Genomic DNA, 19,380 nt, shown 5'->3' with positions numbered 1-19,380 from the left:
GGTCAGATATGCTCAAGTTGAAAGATGAACTCAGAAGAAGCGTGCAGTACTTCATCAAGAAGATGCCCTGGGCATACCAGGATCGTATCTACTATTTTCATAAGTTCCGCAAACTGCCCAATTTGCGTGAGCCGAAAGTGTTTAACGAGAAGGTGCTGTACCGCAAATTCATCCATGGCGATTATCAGATGTATGGTCGTCTATCGGACAAGTATTCGGTGCGCGAATATATCGCCGAGAAAGTGGGCAGCGAATACCTGATCCCGCTGGTGTACGAGACCAGCGATCCAAGCTCTTTGCACACGCTGCCGAGCTGGAAAAATACCGTCATCAAGCCGAATCACGCCTCTAACATGGTGGAGATTCTGCTGGAAGAGCCGGATGCGCTGAAGAAGCAGCAGATTATTAGCGACTGCCATCGCTGGCTGAAGACCGATTTCGCCAACGAAGCGCGTGAGATTCACTATCGCTACATCAAGCCACGCATTCTGGTGGAGCAGTACATTGGCGATGGTAAATCGGCGCCGATTGATTACAAGTTCCACATGTTCAACAAGCGCGACGGCAGCTTTGAGTATGTGTTGCAGGTGATCTACAACCGCTGCAATCCGCTGTTGTCGATGAACTTTTACGTCAACAACCTCAACGAGGCGTATCACAAAATTCGTGATACCGGTCTGGACGTGACGCCACAAATGGCCTCGTTGCAGCACGCGTTGGCGTTGAGTAAAAAGTTGGCGAGTGATTTCGATTACGTGCGCGTGGATTGGTACATCGATAAAGAGCAGATCTATTTCGGCGAATTAACCTTTACGCCAGGCGCGGGTTTGGTGACCGGTCTGGATCGCGGGCTCAATCAGATGATGGGTGATATGTGGATTCAGGATCGTCGCGGTACGAAGATACCGGGCATCACGGTGACGGAAGTGACCATTCCGGCCGTATTGAAGAAAATTTAAGTATCACACAGCAAAATAAAAAACCCCGCTTCGGCGGGGTTTTTTATTGGCAGCGATTAAGGCATTGGCCAATCGGTTGGCGTCTGGCTCATCACTTCAATAAAGGCGTTTTTGGAGATTTCCATAAAGTTATGCAGATTCTCCATGCTCAGCGTGATACCGAGCAGGCCAGTAACAAACCAGCAGGACATACCCACGCCAATGCCACCGCACAGCAGCGCCATCACGTGATGACTGTTCTGACGCAGTCGAATTTTCATGGTGCTGGCGAAGAACATCATTACCGCACTCAGGAGTTCCCAGCGCATAACAATCAAACTGGTGGTTAAGGTGGCCATCTGCAAAAACCTCTTAGAATCAGTGATATCCCCGACATTCAATCGACATCACTGGCGGCGAAGAAGGAAGGTCAGGGAAGTCCTTCAGGCCGTCTTACTGAATACAGGAAAGTGTGACTTGGCTCACATTATATCACTCGATTTTAAATTTTGAACAAAATTTATACCTGGTATGGTAGAAAGATTTTTATCGAAATGAGGAAGAAATAGGCAGGAAAAGCGAGGTGCGCCCGCGAGGGGCGCGCAGAAAGGGTTAGCTAACCGGGCAGCACTCGCCGGTTGTACGCTGGGCAAAACTGGTCATGTTGTTGTCTGCACAGTCAAAACTGAGCAAGCGCGGACGCTGAATCATCGCCTGACGACGCATGGTGTGACGATAAGCGGTTGGCGTTTGCGAGAACTGACGGCGGAACACGCGTGAGAAGGTCTGCTGCGAGTCATAACCGTATTGCATCGCGATATCGAACACCGGACGCTGAGTTTGACGCAGCGCTTCAGCGGCCAGCGTCAGACGACGTTCGCGAATATAGCCACCCAGCGTTTGTTTCGTGACGGCACGGAACATACGCTGCAGGTGCCATTTTGAGTAACCTGATTTTGCCGCGACTTCATCAATAGACAGCGCTTTATCCAGATTCTGATCGATCCAGTTGGACAGCGAATGAATGATTTCCTGTTGCATCATAGCCTCATCCTTCTGATGTTTTTTGCCTGGTGAGAAATTCGAAGTTTTGCTGGGGTGCGAGTATAATTCCTCAAGTTAACTTGAGGTAAAGGCCCTAAATGAAAAAAGAACGCAATTACCCGAAGCCGGTTTTAACGCCGGGCGAAGTGGCGAAGCGCAGCGGCGTGGCGGTGTCGGCGCTGCACTTCTATGAGACCAAAGGATTGATTTTCAGCTCGCGCAACGGCGGCAACCAACGCCGCTACAGCCGTGACGTGCTGCGTCGCGTAGCTATCATCAAAATCGCGCAACGCATCGGCATTCCGCTGGCGACGGTGAGCGACAGCCTGACGCATGTACCGGCCAATAAGCGCATGTCGACACAGGAGTGGGACGCGCTGACGCAACACTGGCGTGAGGAGCTGGATAAACGCATCGAAACCCTGACGCGCTTGCGTAACGATCTGGATGGCTGCATTGGCTGCGGCTGTTTATCGATGCGCGATTGCCCGCTGCGCAATCCGGGTGACCGCCTGGGCGAGCAAGGTTCGGGCGCGGTGCTACTCGATCCGGAACAAGACGAGCAAAAACGTTAATCGACTATACTTGGCGGAACACTTTTACCGGCAAGGAAACCGTATGATCACCGTTCACCATCTGGAAAACTCCCGCTCGCATCGCGTGTTATGGCTACTGGAAGAGCTCGCGGTGCCTTACCAAATCAAACGCTATCAACGTGAAAACACTCTGCTGGCCCCCGATTCCTTAAAGAAAGTGCATCCGCTAGGGAAATCACCGGTGATTACCGACGGCAATCGCGTTATTGCCGAGTCAGGCGCGATTCTCGAATACCTGCAACTCAAATACGATAGCGAGCATCAGCTGGCGCTGACTCATGAAGACGAACAGATTCAGGCGCGTTATTGGCTGCATTACGCGGAAGGATCGCTGATGCCGCTGCTGGTAATGAAGCTGGTGTTTGCGCAGTTTGGCAAAAAGCCGGTGCCGTGGCTGCTGCGTCCCGCTGGCATCGCACTGAGTAAAGGGATTCAGAAAGCCTGGCTTAATAAGCAGCTGGCTTTGCACGGCAGCGTGATTGAAGAGCATCTCACGCAGCATCCATTTTTTGCCGGTTCACGTTTTAGCATCGCCGACGTGCAGATGAGCTTCCCGTTGCTGGCACTGCAGTTACGTGGTTCGCTGCGCGATACGCCCGCCACCGCCCGCTGGCTGGAAACCATGCAGCAGCGCGCTGCCTGGCAACGTGCGATCCAGCAGGGTGGTGCGATTGAGTTGAGCCGCTAAGTTCAGTCAGGTCGCCATGAATGGCGACCCAACGGGGCGAAAGCCTGGATTTATCCTGTCATGCCCGCGATTAGTAGTTGAAAACCCCATGGCAAACGCCAGATAATCGTTTGCCTTTTTTCCGCGTCCCCTTTTACGGCCTGGAATACGCGGCGACGTAAACGTTTGCCTGGATTTTCATCATGAAAATCCGCCATCAGGGAACAGCAAACGTGCGCCGCGCGGCGACTCACATCACAAAAATATTGAGGAAGAATTATGTCTGGCGAATCGCGCCCGGCCAGTGGAAAACTGGACGCCTGGTTCAATATCTCTGCACGCGGCAGCAGCGTGCGTCAGGAGGTATTGGCGGGTCTGACAACGTTTCTGGCGATGGTGTATTCCGTCATCGTGGTGCCCGGCATGCTGGGCAAAGCGGGCTTCTCACCAACGGCGGTGTTCGTCGCTACCTGTTTAGTCGCCAGTTTTGGTTCGATTATCATGGGCTTGTGGGCCAACCTGCCAATGGCGATTGGTTGCGCCATCTCGCTGACCGCCTTCACCGCTTTCAGCCTGGTGCTTGGCCAGCACATTAGCGTGCCGGTGGCGCTTGGCGCAGTGTTCCTGATGGGCTTACTGTTCACGCTGATTTCGGTCACCGGCATCCGCGCATGGATTCTGCGTAACTTGCCGATGGGCGTGGCGCACGGAACCGGCGTAGGTATCGGCTTGTTCCTGCTGCTGATCGCCGCGGACGGCATTGGTTTGGTGGTGAAAAACCCGGCAGCAGGCTTGCCGGTGGCGCTGGGTCAGTTCGCTTCATTCCCGGTGATCATGTCGCTGGTCGGCCTGGCAGCGATTTTCGGTCTGGAAAAACGCCGCGTGCCGGGCGGCATTCTGCTGACTATCATCACCATCTCGATTCTTGGCCTGATTTTCGATCCGGCGGTGACCTATCAAGGTCTGTTCGCCATGCCGAGCCTTAAGGATGCCAACGGGCACTCGGCGATGTTTAGCCTTGATATCATGGGCGCGCTGCAACCTGTGGTGCTGCCGAGCGTGCTGGCGCTGGTGATGACTGCAGTCTTTGATGCCACCGGCACCATCCGTGCGGTAGCGGGGCAGGCGAATCTGCTGGATAAAGAGGGACAAATCATCAACGGCGGCCGTGCGCTGACCACGGATTCCGTCAGCAGCCTGTTCGCTGGCTTGGTCGGCGCTTCGCCGGCTGCGGTTTACATTGAATCGGCGGCAGGAACGGCGGCGGGCGGTAAAACCGGTCTGACGGCGATTGTGGTGGGTTTGCTGTTCCTGGTGATTCTGTTTATGTCACCGCTGGCCTATCTGGTTCCCGCTTACGCGACGGCACCAGCATTGATGTACGTTGGCCTGCTGATGCTGAGCAACGTGGCAAAAATCGACTTCAACGACTTCGTTGATGCGATGTCTGGCTTGCTGACCGCAGTGTTCATCGTGCTGACCTGCAACATCGTCACTGGCATCATGCTCGGCTTCGCTTCACTGGTGATTGGTCGTTTATTTGCTGGCGAGTGGCGCAAGCTGAACGTTGGCACCGTGGTGATTGCTGTCGCGCTGGTGGCGTTCTATGCCGGTGGCTGGGCCATCTGACTTTAAAGCGAATAAATTTCGAGATTATTCTCTTTCTGCCCCACGCCGCACATCGGGTTGCCCCGCTGTGCGGCGTTTTGTTTTACACTTTCCCACGCAACAACATCGCTTTAATGAAATTGATTCGCCTAAGGAAAGCATGGAAATCTTCTTTACTATTCTCATCATGACGCTGGTGGTTTCACTCTCCAGCGTGGCGGCACGTATTCTGCCGTTTCAAATTCCCCTGCCGCTGGTACAAATTGCCGCCGGTGCACTGCTCGCATTTCCCGTCTTCGGCCTGCACGTCGATTTTGATCCGGAGCTGTTCCTCGTGCTGTTCATTCCGCCGCTGCTGTTTGCGGATGGCTGGAAAACGCCAATTAACGAGTTCCTGCACCACGGTCGCGAAATCATGGGGCTGGCGCTGGTTCTGGTGCTGATCACCGTGGTCGGGATTGGCTACCTGATTTACTGGCTGGTGCCGGGGATTCCGCTGATTCCCGCCTTTGCGCTGGCGGCGGTGCTGTCGCCAACCGATGCCGTGGCGCTGTCCGGCATTGTCGGTGAAGGGCGCATCCCGAAAAAAATCATGTCGATTGTGCAGGGCGAAGCCCTGATGAACGATGCATCGGGTCTGGTATCGCTGAAGTTTGCCGTCGCGGTGGCGATGGGCACCATGGTGTTCACGTGGGGCGGCGCCAGCGTCGAGTTTCTCAAAGTGGCGGTCGGCGGTTTGGTTGCTGGTGTGGCGATATGCTGGCTGTATGGCCGCTCGCTGCGTCTGCTGAGCCGCTGGAGCGGTGATGACCCGGCAACCCAAACCGTGCTGCTGCTGCTGTTACCGTTCGCCTCGTACCTGATTGCGGAACACCTTGGCGTGTCGGGCATCCTCGCCGCCGTCGCCGCCGGTATGACCATCACGCGTTCTGGCATTATCCGCCAGGCACCGCTGGCGATGCGTTTACGTGCGAACAGCGTGTGGCAGATGCTGGAGTTCGTGTTCAACGGCATGGTGTTCCTGATGCTCGGCCTGCAACTGCCCGACATCCTTTCCACCTCGATTGCGCAGGCCAACGCCGATCCTAACGTGGAACTATGGATGCTGTTTACCGACGTTTTGTTGGTGTATGCCGCGCTGATGGTGGTGCGTTTCGGTTGGCTGTGGATCATGAAGCGCACCAGCATGCGTCTGCTGAAGAAGAAGCCGCTGGAGTTTACCAACTACTCGCTGCGTGAACTGCTGATTGCCTCTTTTGCCGGGGTACGCGGCGCCATCACGCTGGCCGGTGTGTTGTCGATTCCGCTGTTCCTCAGCAACGGCGATCCGTTCCCGGCGCGCTACGAATTGGTGTTCATCGCTACCGGCGTGATTTTGGTGTCGCTGCTGGTTGGTGTGGTGATCTTGCCGATTCTGCTGCGTGATGTTGAGAGCATCGATAAAGTCGGCCATCGTCGTGAGATTCAGTTTGCGCGTGCTGCGATGGCGGGCGTAGCGATTGAGAGCCTGCATAAAATGGAGCAGCGTCTCGAAACCGACACCGAAGAGAACATCGATCCTGAACTGCTGAAAGAGGTCAGCCTGCGGGTGATTGGTAATCTGCGTCGCCGCGCGGAGGGCAAAAACGATATCGAACAGGCGCAATTTGCCGAAAACCTCGAACGTCGTTTCCGCCTCAATGCGCTGCGTGCCGAGCGTGCCGAGGTTTATCATCTGCGCGCCACGCAGGAGATCTCCAACGAGACGATGCAGAAACTGCTGCACGATCTCGATCTGCTGGAAGCGCTGTTAATCGAGAAAGAGGAATAGCAGCCAGTCACACAAACGTAAGGTCGCCATTCATGGCGACCTATCTACGTTAATGCGCTGCGGCCGTTTTCACACCGACAGCCGCGGCGCACTATCCGGCCAATGTTCACGACAACACTCAATCCACGCCTCGGCGCTACGCGACAGATAACTGCCTTCCCGCCAAATCAGCCCTAAACTCCACTGCAGCTCCGATTCCAGCGGCAGCCACAGCAGCGATTGTTTATCCAACCGCTGACAAATGGGCTCCGGCAGAATCGCCAATCCCATGCCCGCCTGCACCATCGCGGCGAGAAAATCCCACTGCGCGCTGCGCAGCGCTATAGTCGGTGTCAGGTTCTGGCGTTGGAACGCTTTGCGAATCTGGCGATTCAGCGCGAACTCTTCATTGAGGATCAGTAGCGGATGTTCGGCTAACTCCGCCAAAGCCACTTTACGGTGATTGCGCCATTGTTCAGTGCGCGGCAGCAGCACGCACAGCGGATGGTGCATCAACTCCAGCGTATTGAGCGGCAGTTCTGACTCAATCGGCAGCGCGGTGAGGGCGATATCCAGCGCGCCACTCAGCACCGCTTGCTGCGCGGTTAAGCCGCCAAACTCGGATATTTTCAGCTGTACGCCCGGATAACGGCGGCGAAAGGCGGAGATCGATCCGGCCATCTGCATGCCGACCATCGGCGGAATCCCCAGCCGCAGCTCGCCGGTTTTCAGCTGGTTGATATCACCCAACTGAGCCTCAAGCTGATGAAACTCCTGCAAAATCACCAATCCGCGCTGGTAAACCGCCTGACCGCTATCAGTAAGATGCAGTTTGCGACCTTCACGCAGCAGCAAGGTGCAGCCGAGTTCCTCTTCCAGCTGGCGCAGCATTTTGCTGATGGTCGGCTGCGTCACGAATAGCTTCTCTGCAGCGCGGGTGAAGCTTTGCTGACGCACCACTTCTGTAAAATAGCGCAGGGCGCGCACGTCCATAAACATTCCTTTTTGGCATAGTTTGAATGATTTTAATTCATTTCTTTCACAGTTTGCGGCGGATTTATACTGGGCACCTCGATTCTTCCTCAGGGTACAAGGCAATGATGGCATTAAGTCCGCGCAGAACGGATCTCCTGCAACGTACGTTTGTTCCGCTGCAGCTGGTGCTGTATGTCGGTTTGTTTATTTTCAGCGACAGACTGGTGAGCTGGCTGCATCTGCCGCTGCCCGCTAATGTGGTCGGCATGGTGCTGCTGCTGGTGTTAATCATGACGCGCATCGTGCCGCTGCGCTGGGTGAAAGCCGGTGCTAACTGGCTGCTGGCGGAAATGCTGCTGTTCTTTATTCCAGCGGTGGTGGCGGTAGTGAATTACAGCGATTTGCTGCGCAGTGAAGGCTGGCGCATTTGCGTGGTGATTGGCGTCAGTACCTTGCTGGTACTGGCGTCGACTTCACTGGTGGTTGATCGTTTATATCGCTTCGAACTGGCGCGCGCCGCCCGCAAGCAGGCCCATCATGAATGATCTGCTGATTAGCCTGCTGTGTCTGGCGTTTACACTGCTGGTCTATTACCTCAATAAGATTCTCTATCGTCGCTGGCGCACGCTACTGTTGATGCCGCTGGTCTTGACGCCGTTGGTGCTGGTGGCGCTGCTGCTGCTCACTCATGTCAGCTGGAAAAATTACATCGCCGAAAGTCACTGGCTGATTTGGTTGCTCGGTCCGGCAACGCTGGCGTTTGCCGTGCCGGTGTATGAGAACCTCGAAATCATCAAGCGTCACTGGCTGTCGCTCAGCGTGGGCGTGCTGACGGCCACGCTGGTGGCGGTATGCAGTTCGGTGTGGCTGGCGCGCTTGCTGACGCTGCCGGAAACCATCCAGCGCAGCCTGGCGGTACGCTCGATCACCACGCCGTTTGCGCTGGCAGCCGCGCAGCCAATTGGTGGCCAGCCGGATCTGGTGGCGCTGTTTGTGGTGATCACCGGCGTGTTCGGTATGGCGGTGGGCGATGTGCTGTTTCTGCGTATCGCTATCAAACAGGGCGTCGCCAAAGGCGCAGGTTTTGGAGCGGCGTCGCACGGCGCAGGTACCGCGCGCGCTTACCAACTCGGCCAGCAGGAAGGCGTGGTCTCCAGCCTGGTGATGATGCTGTCAGGTGTCGTGACGGTGATTCTGGCGCCGCTGCTGAGCCATTTATTATGGGCGTCATGATGCCTTTGTTTTGAGTCATTGCTCATACTGCAACCACATCGCTTTGCTTATTGTTTGCACGCTTAAACTATAAGGAAGCGAGAAATGAAAAGTCAGTATTTTGCAATGGGGCTCCTGTTGGCCTCCGCTGGGGTAAACGCTCAGGAAATCGGCGTAAAGGGTGGTAGTGATTTCTTTGCTGCCGCAATCAATAGCCAAAAAACCGCGCCAGGCCTGCAATACGGTGTGGAATATGTCAAAGCAAAACATCAGTCAGAGTTGCTGGATGCTAATCTGGGCTATGGCGTGGCGGTCGGAGAGCTGCGCGTAGTTCCACGCGTGGGCTTGTTCTGGGCTGAGTTGAACCACGACAAGACCTCCAGCTACGGCGTTAACGCGGGTATCCGCGCGATGGCTCCATTGCCACAAGCGCGCCATACCTGGCTTTACTTCGATTTCAGCATGTCGCCAAATATCGGCAATTATAAGCTGGATCATCTGCATCAATTTGAAGCGGGTGTTTACTATCAACCGGCACACTGGCTCACGTTGAGCTCAGGTTACCGCTATCTCGGCAGTGGTTTGCACGGCCATACAACCCAACATGCGATTGATGGGTTGTTTATGGGCGCAGCCTGGCGTTTCTAGTCTGACGAGTGGCCTTGCGGGGCCACTTTTTCCCCCGCCGTAATCCATTTTTACGTAAAGCTTTCCAAATAATGTTGTCTCTCGTCGCCAGGCTGGTACCCTTGCCGCCGAATTAATTGTCCTTCATGGAGTGGAATCACATGTTAAAGCAACTTGTTACTGGAAGCGTATTGGGTCTGGCACTGCTGAGCAGCGGCGCGCAGGCAATTGAGGGCAGTGTTGACGTGGGTGAGCATAGCACCAACCTGAACCTTGGCCTCGGCACCACTTCACCGGGCCTGTTCCTGAAAGGCAACTGGCTGCGCAGCGATCACGATGGCAGCACTTACGGTGCGGGCCTCGGCTATAACATCGACGTGGGCGATTTCCGCATTGCTCCTACCGCGAAAGCGCTGTTCACCCATCCGGAAGATGGTCGTGATGGCTTCACTGTGGCAGTGGGTGGTGCAGCGCAATACAGCTTCAACAGCATGTGGGGCCTGTACGGCGAATATTACTATGCGCCAGAAGCCTTCTCCGATCGTCTGGATAGCTACCAGGAAGCGTCAGGCGGCCTGAGCTTTACGCCGATTTCACTGCTTAACCTGCGTGTGGGTTATCAGTATATCGAGCTGAACAACAAAGGCAGCCGCAAAGATAACGTACTGGTCGATGGCCCGTACGTTGGCGCGTCACTGCGTTTCTAATCGATGTAACCAGGTGCGCATCAATGCGCACCCTATCCGTAGGGTCGCCATTCATGGCGACCCTTTTAACATCCTCACTAATGCGATTTACCCTGCGAAATCCCAATCCCCGTCTGCGAGCGAATAAACTGCCCACGGAAGCGCGCACGTTCCTGCGCACCGCGTGCTGAATGGTCGGTAATCGAGAACAGCCAGATGCCGATAAACGCCGCCAGCATCGAGAACAGCGCCGGATACTCATACGGATAAATCGGCTTCTCATGCCCCAACACTTGCACCCAAATCGTCGGGCCAAGGATCATCAGCAGCACCGCAGTGATCAGTCCCAGCCAACCGCCCACCATCGCGCCGCGCGTGGTCAGTTTCGACCAGTACATCGACAGCAAAATAATCGGGAAGTTACAGCTGGCGGCAATCGAGAACGCCAGGCCGACCATGAAGGCAATGTTCTGTTTCTCAAACAGAATCCCCAGCGCAATCGCTACCACGCCCAACACCAGCACGGTGATCTTCGAGATGCGCAGTTCATCGCGCTCCGTCGCCTTACCTTCGCGGATCACGCTGGCATAGAGATCGTGTGAAACCGCTGATGCGCCCGCCAGTGTCAAACCTGCCACCACCGCCAGAATGGTGGCGAAGGCCACTGCCGAGATAAAGCCGAGGAACAGGCTACCGCCGACCGCGTTCGCCAGATGCACCGCCGCCATATTGGTGCCGCCGAGCAGCGCGCCGCTGGCATCTTTGAAGGCTGGATTCGCTCCTACCAGCAAAATCGCGCCGAAGCCGATAATAAAGGTCAGGAAGTAGAAGTAGCCCATAAAGCCGGTAGCCCAGAACACGCTTTTACGCGCTTCACGCGCATCGGCCACGGTGAAGAAGCGCATCAGAATATGCGGCAAACCAGCGGTACCGAACATCAAACCGAGACCTAATGAGAGCGCCGAGATCGGATCTTTCACCAGCCCGCCAGGCTGCATGATCGCCGCACCTTTCGGGTGCACCGCCATCGCTTCGGTGAACAGCGTATTGAAGCTAAAGCCAACGGCTTTCATCACCATAATCGCCATAAAGCTGGCGCCAAACAGCAGCAGCACCGCTTTGATGATCTGCACCCAGGTTGTCGCCAGCATGCCGCCGAACAGCACGTACAGCACCATCAAAATGCCGACCATCACCACCGCGATATGGTAATCGAGGCCGAACAGCAACTGGATTAGCTTACCGGCACCGACCATCTGCGCGATCAGATAGAGCGCCACCACCACCAGCGAGCCGCAGGCCGACAACGTACGAATCGGTTTCTGGGCGAGGCGATAAGAAGCGACATCGGCGAAGGTATAGCGCCCGAGGTTACGCAACCGTTCGGCAATCAAAAACAGGATCATCGGCCAGCCGACAAGGAAGCCGAGCGAGTAGATCAGCCCGTCGTAACCCGAGGTGTAAACCAGAGCAGAAATACCAAGGAAGGAGGCGGCGGACATAAAGTCACCGGCGATGGCGAGGCCATTCTGGAAACCGGTGATATTGCCGCCTGCGGTGTAGTAATCGCTGCGTGAGCGGGTGCGTTTCGAGGCCCAATAAGTGATGCCGAGCGTCGCGGCGACAAACACCACGAACATGATAATGGCTTCATAGTTGGTGGCTTGCCGTTGCACCGCGCCGGTAATGGCATCGGCGGCAAACACGCTGGCGGGCACGATGGCTAAAAATACCGAAAGCAGGCGCTTCATGATTTCACCTCGCTCAGGATCTGTTTGGTCAGACGATCAAACTCGCCGTTGGCGCGCCACACGTAGACGCCGGTCAGCACGAATGACATCACGATTAAACCGACGCCAATCGGAATGCCGCGCGTGACGTTAGTGCCCGCGTGCAGCGGCGTACCGAGCCAGGCGGGCGCAAAGGCGATCAACAGAATAAAGCCGATGTAGAGCACTAGCATGATCACGCTGAGCAGCAGCGCAAATGCCTGGCGCTTGTGCACCAGCTCATGAAAGCGCGGATTATTCTCGACTTGTTGCCAGACTGCTTCCTGTTCAGGGGTTTCGTTCATCACATTTTCTCCAGAGGCAAGGCAGACAGAAATCTCACAATAAAGTGATTTAACCATCTGAATATTCTAGTTATATAGGTTGTGCGATGGTGAAAAGCATACGGCGTAAGGTAAAGGTGACGGAGAGGAGCCTGCCGGGGACAGGCTGACACGCTCCGTCGGGTCGATGCCGGTTACGGCATGGTGATGGACTGTTTCTCCTCCAGCAATTTCTCTACCACGCCCGGATCGGCCAGCGTAGAGGTATCGCCGAGATTACTGGTATCGCCGGCAGCGATTTTGCGCAGAATGCGGCGCATAATCTTGCCGGAGCGGGTTTTTGGCAGCGAGTCGGTCCAGTGCAGCACATCCGGCGTGGCAATCGGGCCAATCTCTTTACGCACCCAGTTACGCACTTCGGTATACAGCTCTGGCGACGGCTCTTCGCCGTGGTTGAGCGTGATATAAGCGTAGATCGCCTGGCCTTTGATGCTGTGCGGAATGCCCACCACCGCAGCTTCGGCAATCTTCGGATGCGACACCAGCGCCGATTCAATCTCGGCGGTGCCGAGACGGTGGCCGGAGACGTTCAGCACGTCATCGACGCGGCCGGTGATCCAGTAATAACCATCTTCATCACGGCGCGCGCCGTCACCGCTGAAGTAGCGATTTTTGAAGGTAGAGAAATAGGTTTGCTCGAAACGATCGTGATCGCCATACAGCGTACGCGCCTGGCCTGGCCAGGAATCAACGATCACTAGGTTGCCTTCGGTCGCCCCCTCAAGCGGATTGCCTTCGTTATCTACCAGCGCAGGCTGCACGCCGAAGAACGGTTTGGTGGCGGAACCGGCTTTCAGTTCGGTCGCGCCCGGCAGCGGCGTGATCATGAAGCCGCCGGTTTCGGTTTGCCACCAGGTATCGACGATCGGGCAACGGCTGTCGCCAATCTTCTTGTAATACCACTCCCAGGCTTCCGGGTTGATCGGTTCACCCACCGAACCCATGATGCGCAGGCTGCTGCGATCGGTACCTTCAATCGCTTTATCGCCTTCGGCCATCAGCGCACGAATCGCGGTTGGCGCGGTATACAGCAGCGTGACCTTATGTTTATCCACCACTTCCGCCATGCGGCTCGGCTTCGGCCAGTTCGGCACGCCTTCAAACATCAGCGTGGTTGCGCCGCACGCCAGCGGACCGTATATCAGATAGCTGTGACCGGTGATCCAGCCGACGTCGGCCGTGCACCAGTAAACATCATCCGGATGATAATCAAACACATACTTGAAGGTGCTGGCGGCATACACCAGATAACCGCCGGTAGTGTGCAGCACGCCTTTCGGTTTGCCGGTAGAACCGGAGGTATAAAGGATAAACAGCGGATGTTCGGCATCAACGGCGACCGGTTGGTGCTGATCGCTGGCCTTCGCTACCAGATCGTGCCACCACAGATCGCGGCCTTCGCGCCAGCCGGTGTCTTTACCGGTGCGCTTAAACACCACCACATTTTTCACCGTGGTGACATTCGGATTGTTCAGGACATCATCGACGTTTTTCTTCAGCGGAATGCTGCGACCAGCACGCACGCCTTCATCGGCGGTGATGATCAGTTTGGCGTTGGAATCGACCACGCGCCCGGCGACCGCTTCCGGTGAGAAGCCACCGAAGATTACCGAGTGCACCGCACCAATGCGCGCACAGGCCAGCATCGCCACGGCCGCTTCGGGCACCATCGGCATATAGATTGCCACCACGTCGCCTTTCTTCACGCCCAGGCTGTCGAGCACATTGGCAAAGCGGCAGACGTCAGCATGCAGTTCGCGGAAAGTAATGGTTTTGCTTTCGCTGGCGTCGTCGCCTTCCCAGATGATGGCGGGATGATCGCCACGCGTGGCCAAATGGCGATCGAGGCAGTTGGCGGCAAGGTTCAGCGTACCGTCTTCGTACCAGCGAATTGAAATATTGCCGGGGGCAAAGGAGGTATTTTTCACTTTGCTGTAAGGCTTAATCCAGTCGAGGATTTTGCCTTGCTCACCCCAAAAGGTGTCGGGATCGTCAACCGATTGTTGATACAGCGCCGCATACTGATCGGCATTAATGAGAGCATTCGCTGCAATGGCAGCGGGTACGGGATGCTTGTGTATTTGGCTCATGGCTGACCTCCTTGAAGATGTTAATCATATGTCAATCAATGGTTAATTGAAGAGCGCATTAGGGCTTTGTTTCTGTTTTGTAGTCTGGATCACGACCTTTTATCACCGCCAAATGCCCCACGAACGCGGAGCGAAAACGCCGCGCGATCAGTCCGATCTTCTGCTTTAAGCCTAAGAGATTTCTGGTTCTTCTGTGCAAATAATCAGCAAACGCGCCGGGCCGCTTTTTGCGCAATATTGCATAGCTATGCTGAAACTTATCGAATTAACACTTTTCATAACAGCGAGTTATGGCTGTTAACCTTTGTCAGCATTTTATGCTACTAACCTGAATAAGATTTGCGCTATCACGCCGGGGGTTGCATTTACCGTAGTGAAAATGGTACTTATCTCGGCCCTGTTCAGCAGGTATCAACTCAGACTGCATCACTCCGCAGGCGCAAAATGCCTGCACAGCTGTAACCGACGTAGTCATAAATAACCCTCTATTTTATCGGGCTTTTGCTCACTTCCCTGTGTGACATTTCTCCTGCACCTTCGCAGCAGAGCAAAGGGGTTTTTAACTGAGGAAATAACGCGTTATGAAAGGTTTTAAGTTCACCCTTGCATGGCAAATCCTCGTCGCGCTGATTTTGGGCGTGATTGTGGGAACCGTGCTGCATAATCAGCCCGACGATCGTGAATGGTTAATCACTAACATTCTGACGCCAGCGGGTGACATCTTTATTCATCTGATCAAGATGATTGTGGTACCGATTGTTATCTCCTCACTGATTGTCGGCATTGCTGGCGTGGGTGATGCGAAAAAGCTCGGACGTATTGGTGTCAAAACCATTATCTATTTTGAAGTGATCACCACCATTGCCATTGTGGTCGGCATCACGCTGGCCAACGTATTCCAACCCGGCAGCGGCATTGATATGTCAACGCTGGCAACGGTGGACATCTCTAAATACGAAGCCACAACCGAAGCCGTTCAGGGCGCACCGCACGGTCTGGTCACCACCATTCTGTCGCTGATCCCGCAGAACATCTTCGCCTCGCTGGTGAAGGGCGACATGCTGCCGATTATCTTCTTCTCGGTGCTGTTTGGTATGGGCTTGTCGGCGCTGCCATCGGAACATCGCGATCCGCTGGTCACGGTATTCCGTTCGATTTCCGAAACCATGTTTAAAGTGACGCACATGATCATGCGTTATGCGCCAGTCGGCGTGTTTGCGCTGATTGCGGTTACCATTGCGAACTTCGGTTTTGCCTCGCTCTATCCGCTCGCCAAGCTGGTGCTGCTGGTGTACGTGGCGATTCTGTTCTTTGCTTTCGTGGTGCTCGGCACGGTGGCGCGCTTCTGTAAGCTGCGCATTACTACGCTGATGCGCATTCTGAAAGACGAGTTGATTCTTGCCTATTCCACCTCCAGCTCAGAAACCGTGCTGCCGCGCATCATGCAGAAGATGGAAGCCTACGGTGCGCCGAAAGCCATCACCAGCTTCGTGGTGCCAACCGGTTACTCGTTTAACCTCGACGGTTCAACGCTGTACCAGAGCATCGCGGCGATCTTTATCGCCCAGCTGTATGGCATCGACCTGTCGCTGACCGACGAGATCATTCTGGTGCTGACGCTGATGGTGACCTCGAAAGGCATCGCCGGCGTGCCGGGCGTTTCCTTCGTGGTGCTGCTGGCAACGCTGGGCAGCGTGGGCATTCCGCTGGAAGGTCTGGCATTTATCGCCGGTGTGGATCGCATCATGGACATGGCGCGTACCGCGCTGAACGTGATCGGTAACGCGCTGGCGGTGCTGGTGATCGCGCGCTGGGAAGACCAGTTCGACACCAAACAGGCCGCCGCCTACGAGCAGCAGCTGCGCACACAAAGCGCCAGTTAATGTTCCAGGTGCGCATAAATGCGCACCCTACGTTGTAGGGTCGCCATTAATGGCGACCGCTACGCACTGAAACCCGCTTCGGCGGGTTTTTTTATGCCCGCTGCAGACAAGTCTTATAACCCTTTGGCTCATATCTTTGCTTATATTCATACCCACTATAACCACCAATACTTTCTAAAATACGTTTTTAAAAATCATTTTCAAGTGAGGGTTCAGCATGAGATTCCCCGTTTATCTTCATAAGACAGAGAGCAACACCTATTCTGGATTTGTACCGGATGTTGTTGGATGTTTTTTTGCTGGCGAGACAGTGGATGATGCATTAACTGATGCTTCTGCTGCGATCGATGCGCATGTGGAATGGTCGACTGATGCGGGTTACGAGGTGCCGGTGGCAACGAGCATTGAAAAGCATATTGAGGATGAAAATTGTCAGGGTGGTTATTGGGCCTTTGTCGATATCGATCTCAGCCGCTATGAAGGCAAAGCGGTAAAGCTCAACATCACCTTGCCACAGAATCTATTAACTAAAATCGATAGCTATGTCGATCACCATCGTGAATATGGTTCCAGAAGTGGATTTTTGGCCGCGCTAGCGCGCAAAGAGTTAGCAAACGCCTGAACCCTTAAAACACCCGCTTCGGCGGGTTTTTTTATGCCTGCTGCGGCAAAAAGCAAAAAAATCACGCGCAGCAGAGGAATTAACAATTCTGTATGATATATAGTTTTACGAATAAATTATTCTCTCACCGGAGTGTCCCATGCAGATCGATCTCAGCCAGATGATCACCGAAGGTCGTAATCCCGCCAGTCAGAACATTGATGAGCTGTCCACCGAAGCCATGCTGCGGGTGATTAATGATGAAGACAAAAAAGTGGCATTGGCGGTAGAAGCCATCGTGCCGCAGATTGCGCAGGTGGTGGATGCCATCACCCATGCCTTCAGCAAAGGCGGTCGCCTGATCTACTGCGGAGCGGGTACGTCGGGTCGTTTGGGGATTCTGGATGCCAGCGAATGTCCGCCGACCTTTGGCACGCCGCGCGGTCAGGTGGTTGGGCTGATTGCCGGCGGCCACACCGCGATTCTGCAGGCGGTGGAAAACGCCGAAGACAATGTTGAGCAAGGCGCGCAGGATCTGCGGGATATCGAGTTCAATGCTAACGATGTGCTGGTCGGAATTGCCGCCAGCGGCCGCACGCCATATGTGCTGGGCGCGCTGGCGTATGCGCGTCAGCAAGGCGCATTTACTGCGGCGTTAACCTGCAATCCAAACAGCCCGATGTCGCAGGCTTCGGATGTGGCGTTGACGCCGGTTGTCGGCCCGGAAGTGGTTACCGGTTCTTCGCGCATGAAGGCTGGAACGGCGCAGAAGCTGGTGCTCAATATGCTCACCACCGGCGCGATGATTCGCAGCGGCAAGGTGTACGGCAATCTGATGGTTGATGTGGAAGCTACCAATCAGAAGCTGGTGCAGCGCCAGGTGAACATCGTCAAACAAGCCACCGACTGTGATGATGCCACCGCGCAGCAGGCGCTGGCGGCGTGTCAGGGACACTGCAAAACCGCGATTGTCATGGTGCTGGCGGGATTAACTGCCGCTGAAGCGAAATCGCTGTTAAGTCAGAATCAGGGCTTTATTCGCAACGCGTTACGTGACGCAGGAGCGCAATGATGGCGGCCATTACCGAAGGTCTGGTGCGCGATATCCTGCAGGCTGTGGGCGGCGCCAGTAATGTAGTGCAGTGCGGCAACTGCATGACGCGTTTGCGCCTGACGCTCAACGAGGCCACGCAGGTGGATAGCGCCACACTCAAAACGCTGCCGGGCGTGATGGGTGTGATCGACAGCGATGCGCAGTTGCAGATTGTGCTCGGGCCCGGCAAAGCACAAACCGCAGCGGAGAAAATGCAGGCGCTGCTCAATCAACAGACGCCAAACGATCTGCAGGCCATCGCCAGCGCGCAAAAGCAGCAGATGAAGGCGAAGCAGACCAGCGCGCTGCACCGTTTTCTCTCCTGCTTTGCCACCATCTTTACCCCGCTGATCCCCGGTTTTATCGGGGCCGGTTTGCTGCTGGGTTTTGCCACGCTGATTGAACAGATCTTCCACCTCAATCAGCCGGGCGATCACGCGCGCTGGCTGCTGGATACCGTGGCGTACATGAAGGTGTTCGGCAAAGGGCTGTTTACCTTCCTGAGTATTTTGATCGGCTACAACGCGCAGAAAGCCTTTGGCGGGACCGGCGTCAACGGGGCCATTATCGCCTCGCTGTTTGTGCTCGGTTATGTGCCTGACGCGAAGGTTGGCTATTACAGCGGGATGCAGGATTTCTTCGGCATGGTGATTGATCCACGCGGCAATATTATTGGCGTGCTGCTGGCGGCGATATTTGGTGCCTGGATTGAGAAACAGCTGCGAAAAATCATTCCCGATAATCTCGATATGATCCTGACATCGTTGCTGACGTTATTAATTACCGGCGCGGTGACTTTCCTGGTCATTATGCCAATTGGCGGTGAACTGTTTAAAGGCATGTCATGGTTGTTTATTCATCTCAATAACAATCCATTTGGTTGCGCTATTTTGGCCGGACTGTTTTTGATTGCGGTGATGTTTGGTATTCATCAGGGCTTTATTCCGGTCTATTTCGCGCTGATGGAAACCCAGGGCTTTAACTCGCTCTTTCCCATTCTGGCAATGGCTGGCGCCGGGCAGGTTGGTGCCTCGCTGGCGTTATGGTGCAAAGCGGACAAACACTCGCAGCTGCGTAAACAGATCAAAGGTGCGATTGTGCCAGGTTTGCTCGGTGTCGGCGAACCGCTGATTTATGGCGTGACGCTGCCGCGCCTGAAGCCGTTTATTACCGCCTGTTTTGGCGGCGCGCTGGGTGGCTTCTTTATCGGGCTGGTGGCGTGGCTGGGATTGCCAGTGGGAATGAACACCGTGTTTGGCCCTTCCGGTTTAGTCACGCTGCCGCTAATGACTTCATCACAGGGCATTTTTGCCGGGATGGCGGTGTATCTCGCCGGGTTGATTGTGGCGTGGATTGGCGGATTTGCCTTTACCTGGTGGGGCGGCACCCGCGATGTGGATTTGAGTTGAGTTCAGCGCGTGCATCGACCAGGTCGCCATGAATGGCGACCCTACAAAA

19 protein-coding genes are annotated in these 19,380 nt (G+C 55.2%); 13 read left to right on the top strand and 6 right to left on the bottom strand.

Features of this window, described 5'->3' with window-relative positions:
- Nucleotides 1–8: 8 nt before the first annotated feature.
- Nucleotides 9–959: an ATP-grasp fold amidoligase family protein gene (locus tag FHW71_RS13050; RefSeq protein ID WP_008109972.1), complete on the top strand. Its 951-nt coding sequence runs from the start codon at nucleotides 9–11 to the stop codon at nucleotides 957–959.
- A 56-nt stretch (nucleotides 960–1,015) separates the two neighbouring features.
- On the opposite strand, the gene FHW71_RS13045 is transcribed toward FHW71_RS13050, so the two are convergent.
- Nucleotides 1,016–1,297, bottom strand: coding sequence for a YjcB family protein (locus FHW71_RS13045; RefSeq protein WP_008109973.1), 282 nt, complete (start codon nucleotides 1,295–1,297; stop codon nucleotides 1,016–1,018).
- 253 nt (nucleotides 1,298–1,550) lie between these two features.
- Nucleotides 1,551–1,982 carry a superoxide response transcriptional regulator SoxS gene (gene soxS, locus FHW71_RS13040; protein WP_036649992.1) on the bottom strand — a complete coding sequence of 144 codons (432 nt, stop codon included), beginning with the start codon at nucleotides 1,980–1,982 and terminating at the stop codon, nucleotides 1,551–1,553.
- A 98-nt stretch (nucleotides 1,983–2,080) separates the two neighbouring features.
- Between soxS and soxR the strand changes: the two genes are divergently transcribed.
- From soxR to FHW71_RS13020, 4 genes are all read left to right on the top strand, one after another.
- Nucleotides 2,081–2,557, top strand: a complete 477-nt coding sequence (gene soxR, locus FHW71_RS13035; RefSeq protein WP_008109977.1) for a redox-sensitive transcriptional activator SoxR — start codon at nucleotides 2,081–2,083, stop codon at nucleotides 2,555–2,557.
- Nucleotides 2,558–2,600: 43 nt separating this feature from the next.
- The gene (locus tag FHW71_RS13030; protein WP_179451830.1) at nucleotides 2,601–3,266 is read left to right on the top strand and encodes a glutathione S-transferase; all 666 of its coding nucleotides are present in this window, start codon (nucleotides 2,601–2,603) and stop codon (nucleotides 3,264–3,266) included.
- Between the two features lie 258 nt (nucleotides 3,267–3,524).
- A complete protein-coding gene (locus FHW71_RS13025; protein WP_179451831.1) occupies nucleotides 3,525–4,874 on the top strand; it encodes an NCS2 family permease in 1,350 nt (449 codons plus the stop codon).
- Between the two features lie 139 nt (nucleotides 4,875–5,013).
- Nucleotides 5,014–6,663 (top strand): Na+/H+ antiporter, encoded by a 1,650-nt coding sequence (locus tag FHW71_RS13020; protein ID WP_008109982.1) that lies wholly within the window; start codon nucleotides 5,014–5,016, stop codon nucleotides 6,661–6,663.
- Between the two features lie 69 nt (nucleotides 6,664–6,732).
- Here the strand turns inward: FHW71_RS13020 and FHW71_RS13015 are convergent, their stop codons facing one another.
- On the bottom strand, nucleotides 6,733–7,635 hold the full coding sequence (locus FHW71_RS13015; protein WP_008109983.1) for a LysR family transcriptional regulator: 903 nt from the start codon (nucleotides 7,633–7,635) through the stop codon (nucleotides 6,733–6,735).
- Nucleotides 7,636–7,739: 104 nt separating this feature from the next.
- Here FHW71_RS13015 and FHW71_RS13010 point away from each other — a divergent pair, with 104 nt between their 5' ends.
- The 4 genes from FHW71_RS13010 to FHW71_RS12995 all read left to right on the top strand — a co-directional run bounded on the left by FHW71_RS13010 (nucleotide 7,740) and on the right by FHW71_RS12995 (nucleotide 10,163).
- Entirely contained in the window at nucleotides 7,740–8,162 is a 423-nt protein-coding gene (locus tag FHW71_RS13010) for a CidA/LrgA family protein (protein WP_008109984.1), read from the top strand.
- On the top strand, nucleotides 8,155–8,850 hold the full coding sequence (locus tag FHW71_RS13005) for an LrgB family protein (protein ID WP_008109985.1): 696 nt from the start codon (nucleotides 8,155–8,157) through the stop codon (nucleotides 8,848–8,850). Before FHW71_RS13010 ends, FHW71_RS13005 begins: the two co-directional genes overlap by 8 nt.
- Before the next feature lie 84 nt (nucleotides 8,851–8,934).
- A complete protein-coding gene (locus FHW71_RS13000) occupies nucleotides 8,935–9,477 on the top strand; it encodes a YfaZ family outer membrane protein (protein WP_008109986.1) in 543 nt (180 codons plus the stop codon).
- Nucleotides 9,478–9,617: 140 nt separating this feature from the next.
- Nucleotides 9,618–10,163, top strand: coding sequence for a YfaZ family outer membrane protein (locus FHW71_RS12995; protein ID WP_008109987.1), 546 nt, complete (start codon nucleotides 9,618–9,620; stop codon nucleotides 10,161–10,163).
- A gap of 77 nt (nucleotides 10,164–10,240) precedes the next feature.
- Here FHW71_RS12995 and actP read toward each other — a convergent pair whose 3' ends face one another.
- The 3 genes from actP to acs all read right to left on the bottom strand — a co-directional run bounded on the left by actP (nucleotide 10,241) and on the right by acs (nucleotide 14,345).
- Nucleotides 10,241–11,893: a cation/acetate symporter ActP gene (gene actP, locus FHW71_RS12990; protein WP_008109988.1), complete on the bottom strand. Its 1,653-nt coding sequence runs from the start codon at nucleotides 11,891–11,893 to the stop codon at nucleotides 10,241–10,243.
- On the bottom strand, nucleotides 11,890–12,216 hold the full coding sequence (locus FHW71_RS12985) for a DUF485 domain-containing protein (RefSeq protein WP_008109989.1): 327 nt from the start codon (nucleotides 12,214–12,216) through the stop codon (nucleotides 11,890–11,892). The genes actP and FHW71_RS12985 overlap by 4 nt, the downstream gene beginning before the upstream one ends.
- Nucleotides 12,217–12,389: 173 nt before the next feature.
- Nucleotides 12,390–14,345 (bottom strand): acetate--CoA ligase, encoded by a 1,956-nt coding sequence (gene acs, locus FHW71_RS12980; protein ID WP_179451832.1) that lies wholly within the window; start codon nucleotides 14,343–14,345, stop codon nucleotides 12,390–12,392.
- A gap of 581 nt (nucleotides 14,346–14,926) precedes the next feature.
- On the opposite strand from acs, the gene gltP reads away from it, so the two are divergent.
- The 4 genes from gltP to murP all read left to right on the top strand — a co-directional run bounded on the left by gltP (nucleotide 14,927) and on the right by murP (nucleotide 19,331).
- Complete coding sequence (gene gltP, locus FHW71_RS12975; protein WP_061718358.1) at nucleotides 14,927–16,228, top strand: glutamate/aspartate:proton symporter GltP; 1,302 nt, start codon at nucleotides 14,927–14,929, stop codon at nucleotides 16,226–16,228.
- Nucleotides 16,229–16,445: 217 nt separating this feature from the next.
- Nucleotides 16,446–16,850, top strand: a complete 405-nt coding sequence (locus FHW71_RS12970) for a type II toxin-antitoxin system HicB family antitoxin (protein ID WP_179451833.1) — start codon at nucleotides 16,446–16,448, stop codon at nucleotides 16,848–16,850.
- A gap of 139 nt (nucleotides 16,851–16,989) precedes the next feature.
- On the top strand, nucleotides 16,990–17,901 hold the full coding sequence (murQ, locus tag FHW71_RS12965) for an N-acetylmuramic acid 6-phosphate etherase (RefSeq protein ID WP_179451834.1): 912 nt from the start codon (nucleotides 16,990–16,992) through the stop codon (nucleotides 17,899–17,901).
- Nucleotides 17,901–19,331: a PTS N-acetylmuramic acid transporter subunit IIBC gene (gene murP, locus FHW71_RS12960; protein WP_179452015.1), complete on the top strand. Its 1,431-nt coding sequence runs from the start codon at nucleotides 17,901–17,903 to the stop codon at nucleotides 19,329–19,331. The genes murQ and murP overlap by 1 nt, the downstream gene beginning before the upstream one ends.
- The last annotated feature ends 49 nt before the right edge of the window (nucleotides 19,332–19,380 follow it).

Origin of the sequence: Enterobacter sp. Sphag1F (assembly GCF_014193275.1) — a bacterium.
GTDB lineage: Bacteria > Pseudomonadota > Gammaproteobacteria > Enterobacterales > Enterobacteriaceae > Pantoea > Pantoea symbiotica.
The sequence above is the reverse complement of the archived record's forward strand: the minus strand, read 5'-3'. Positions and strand labels throughout refer to the sequence as shown.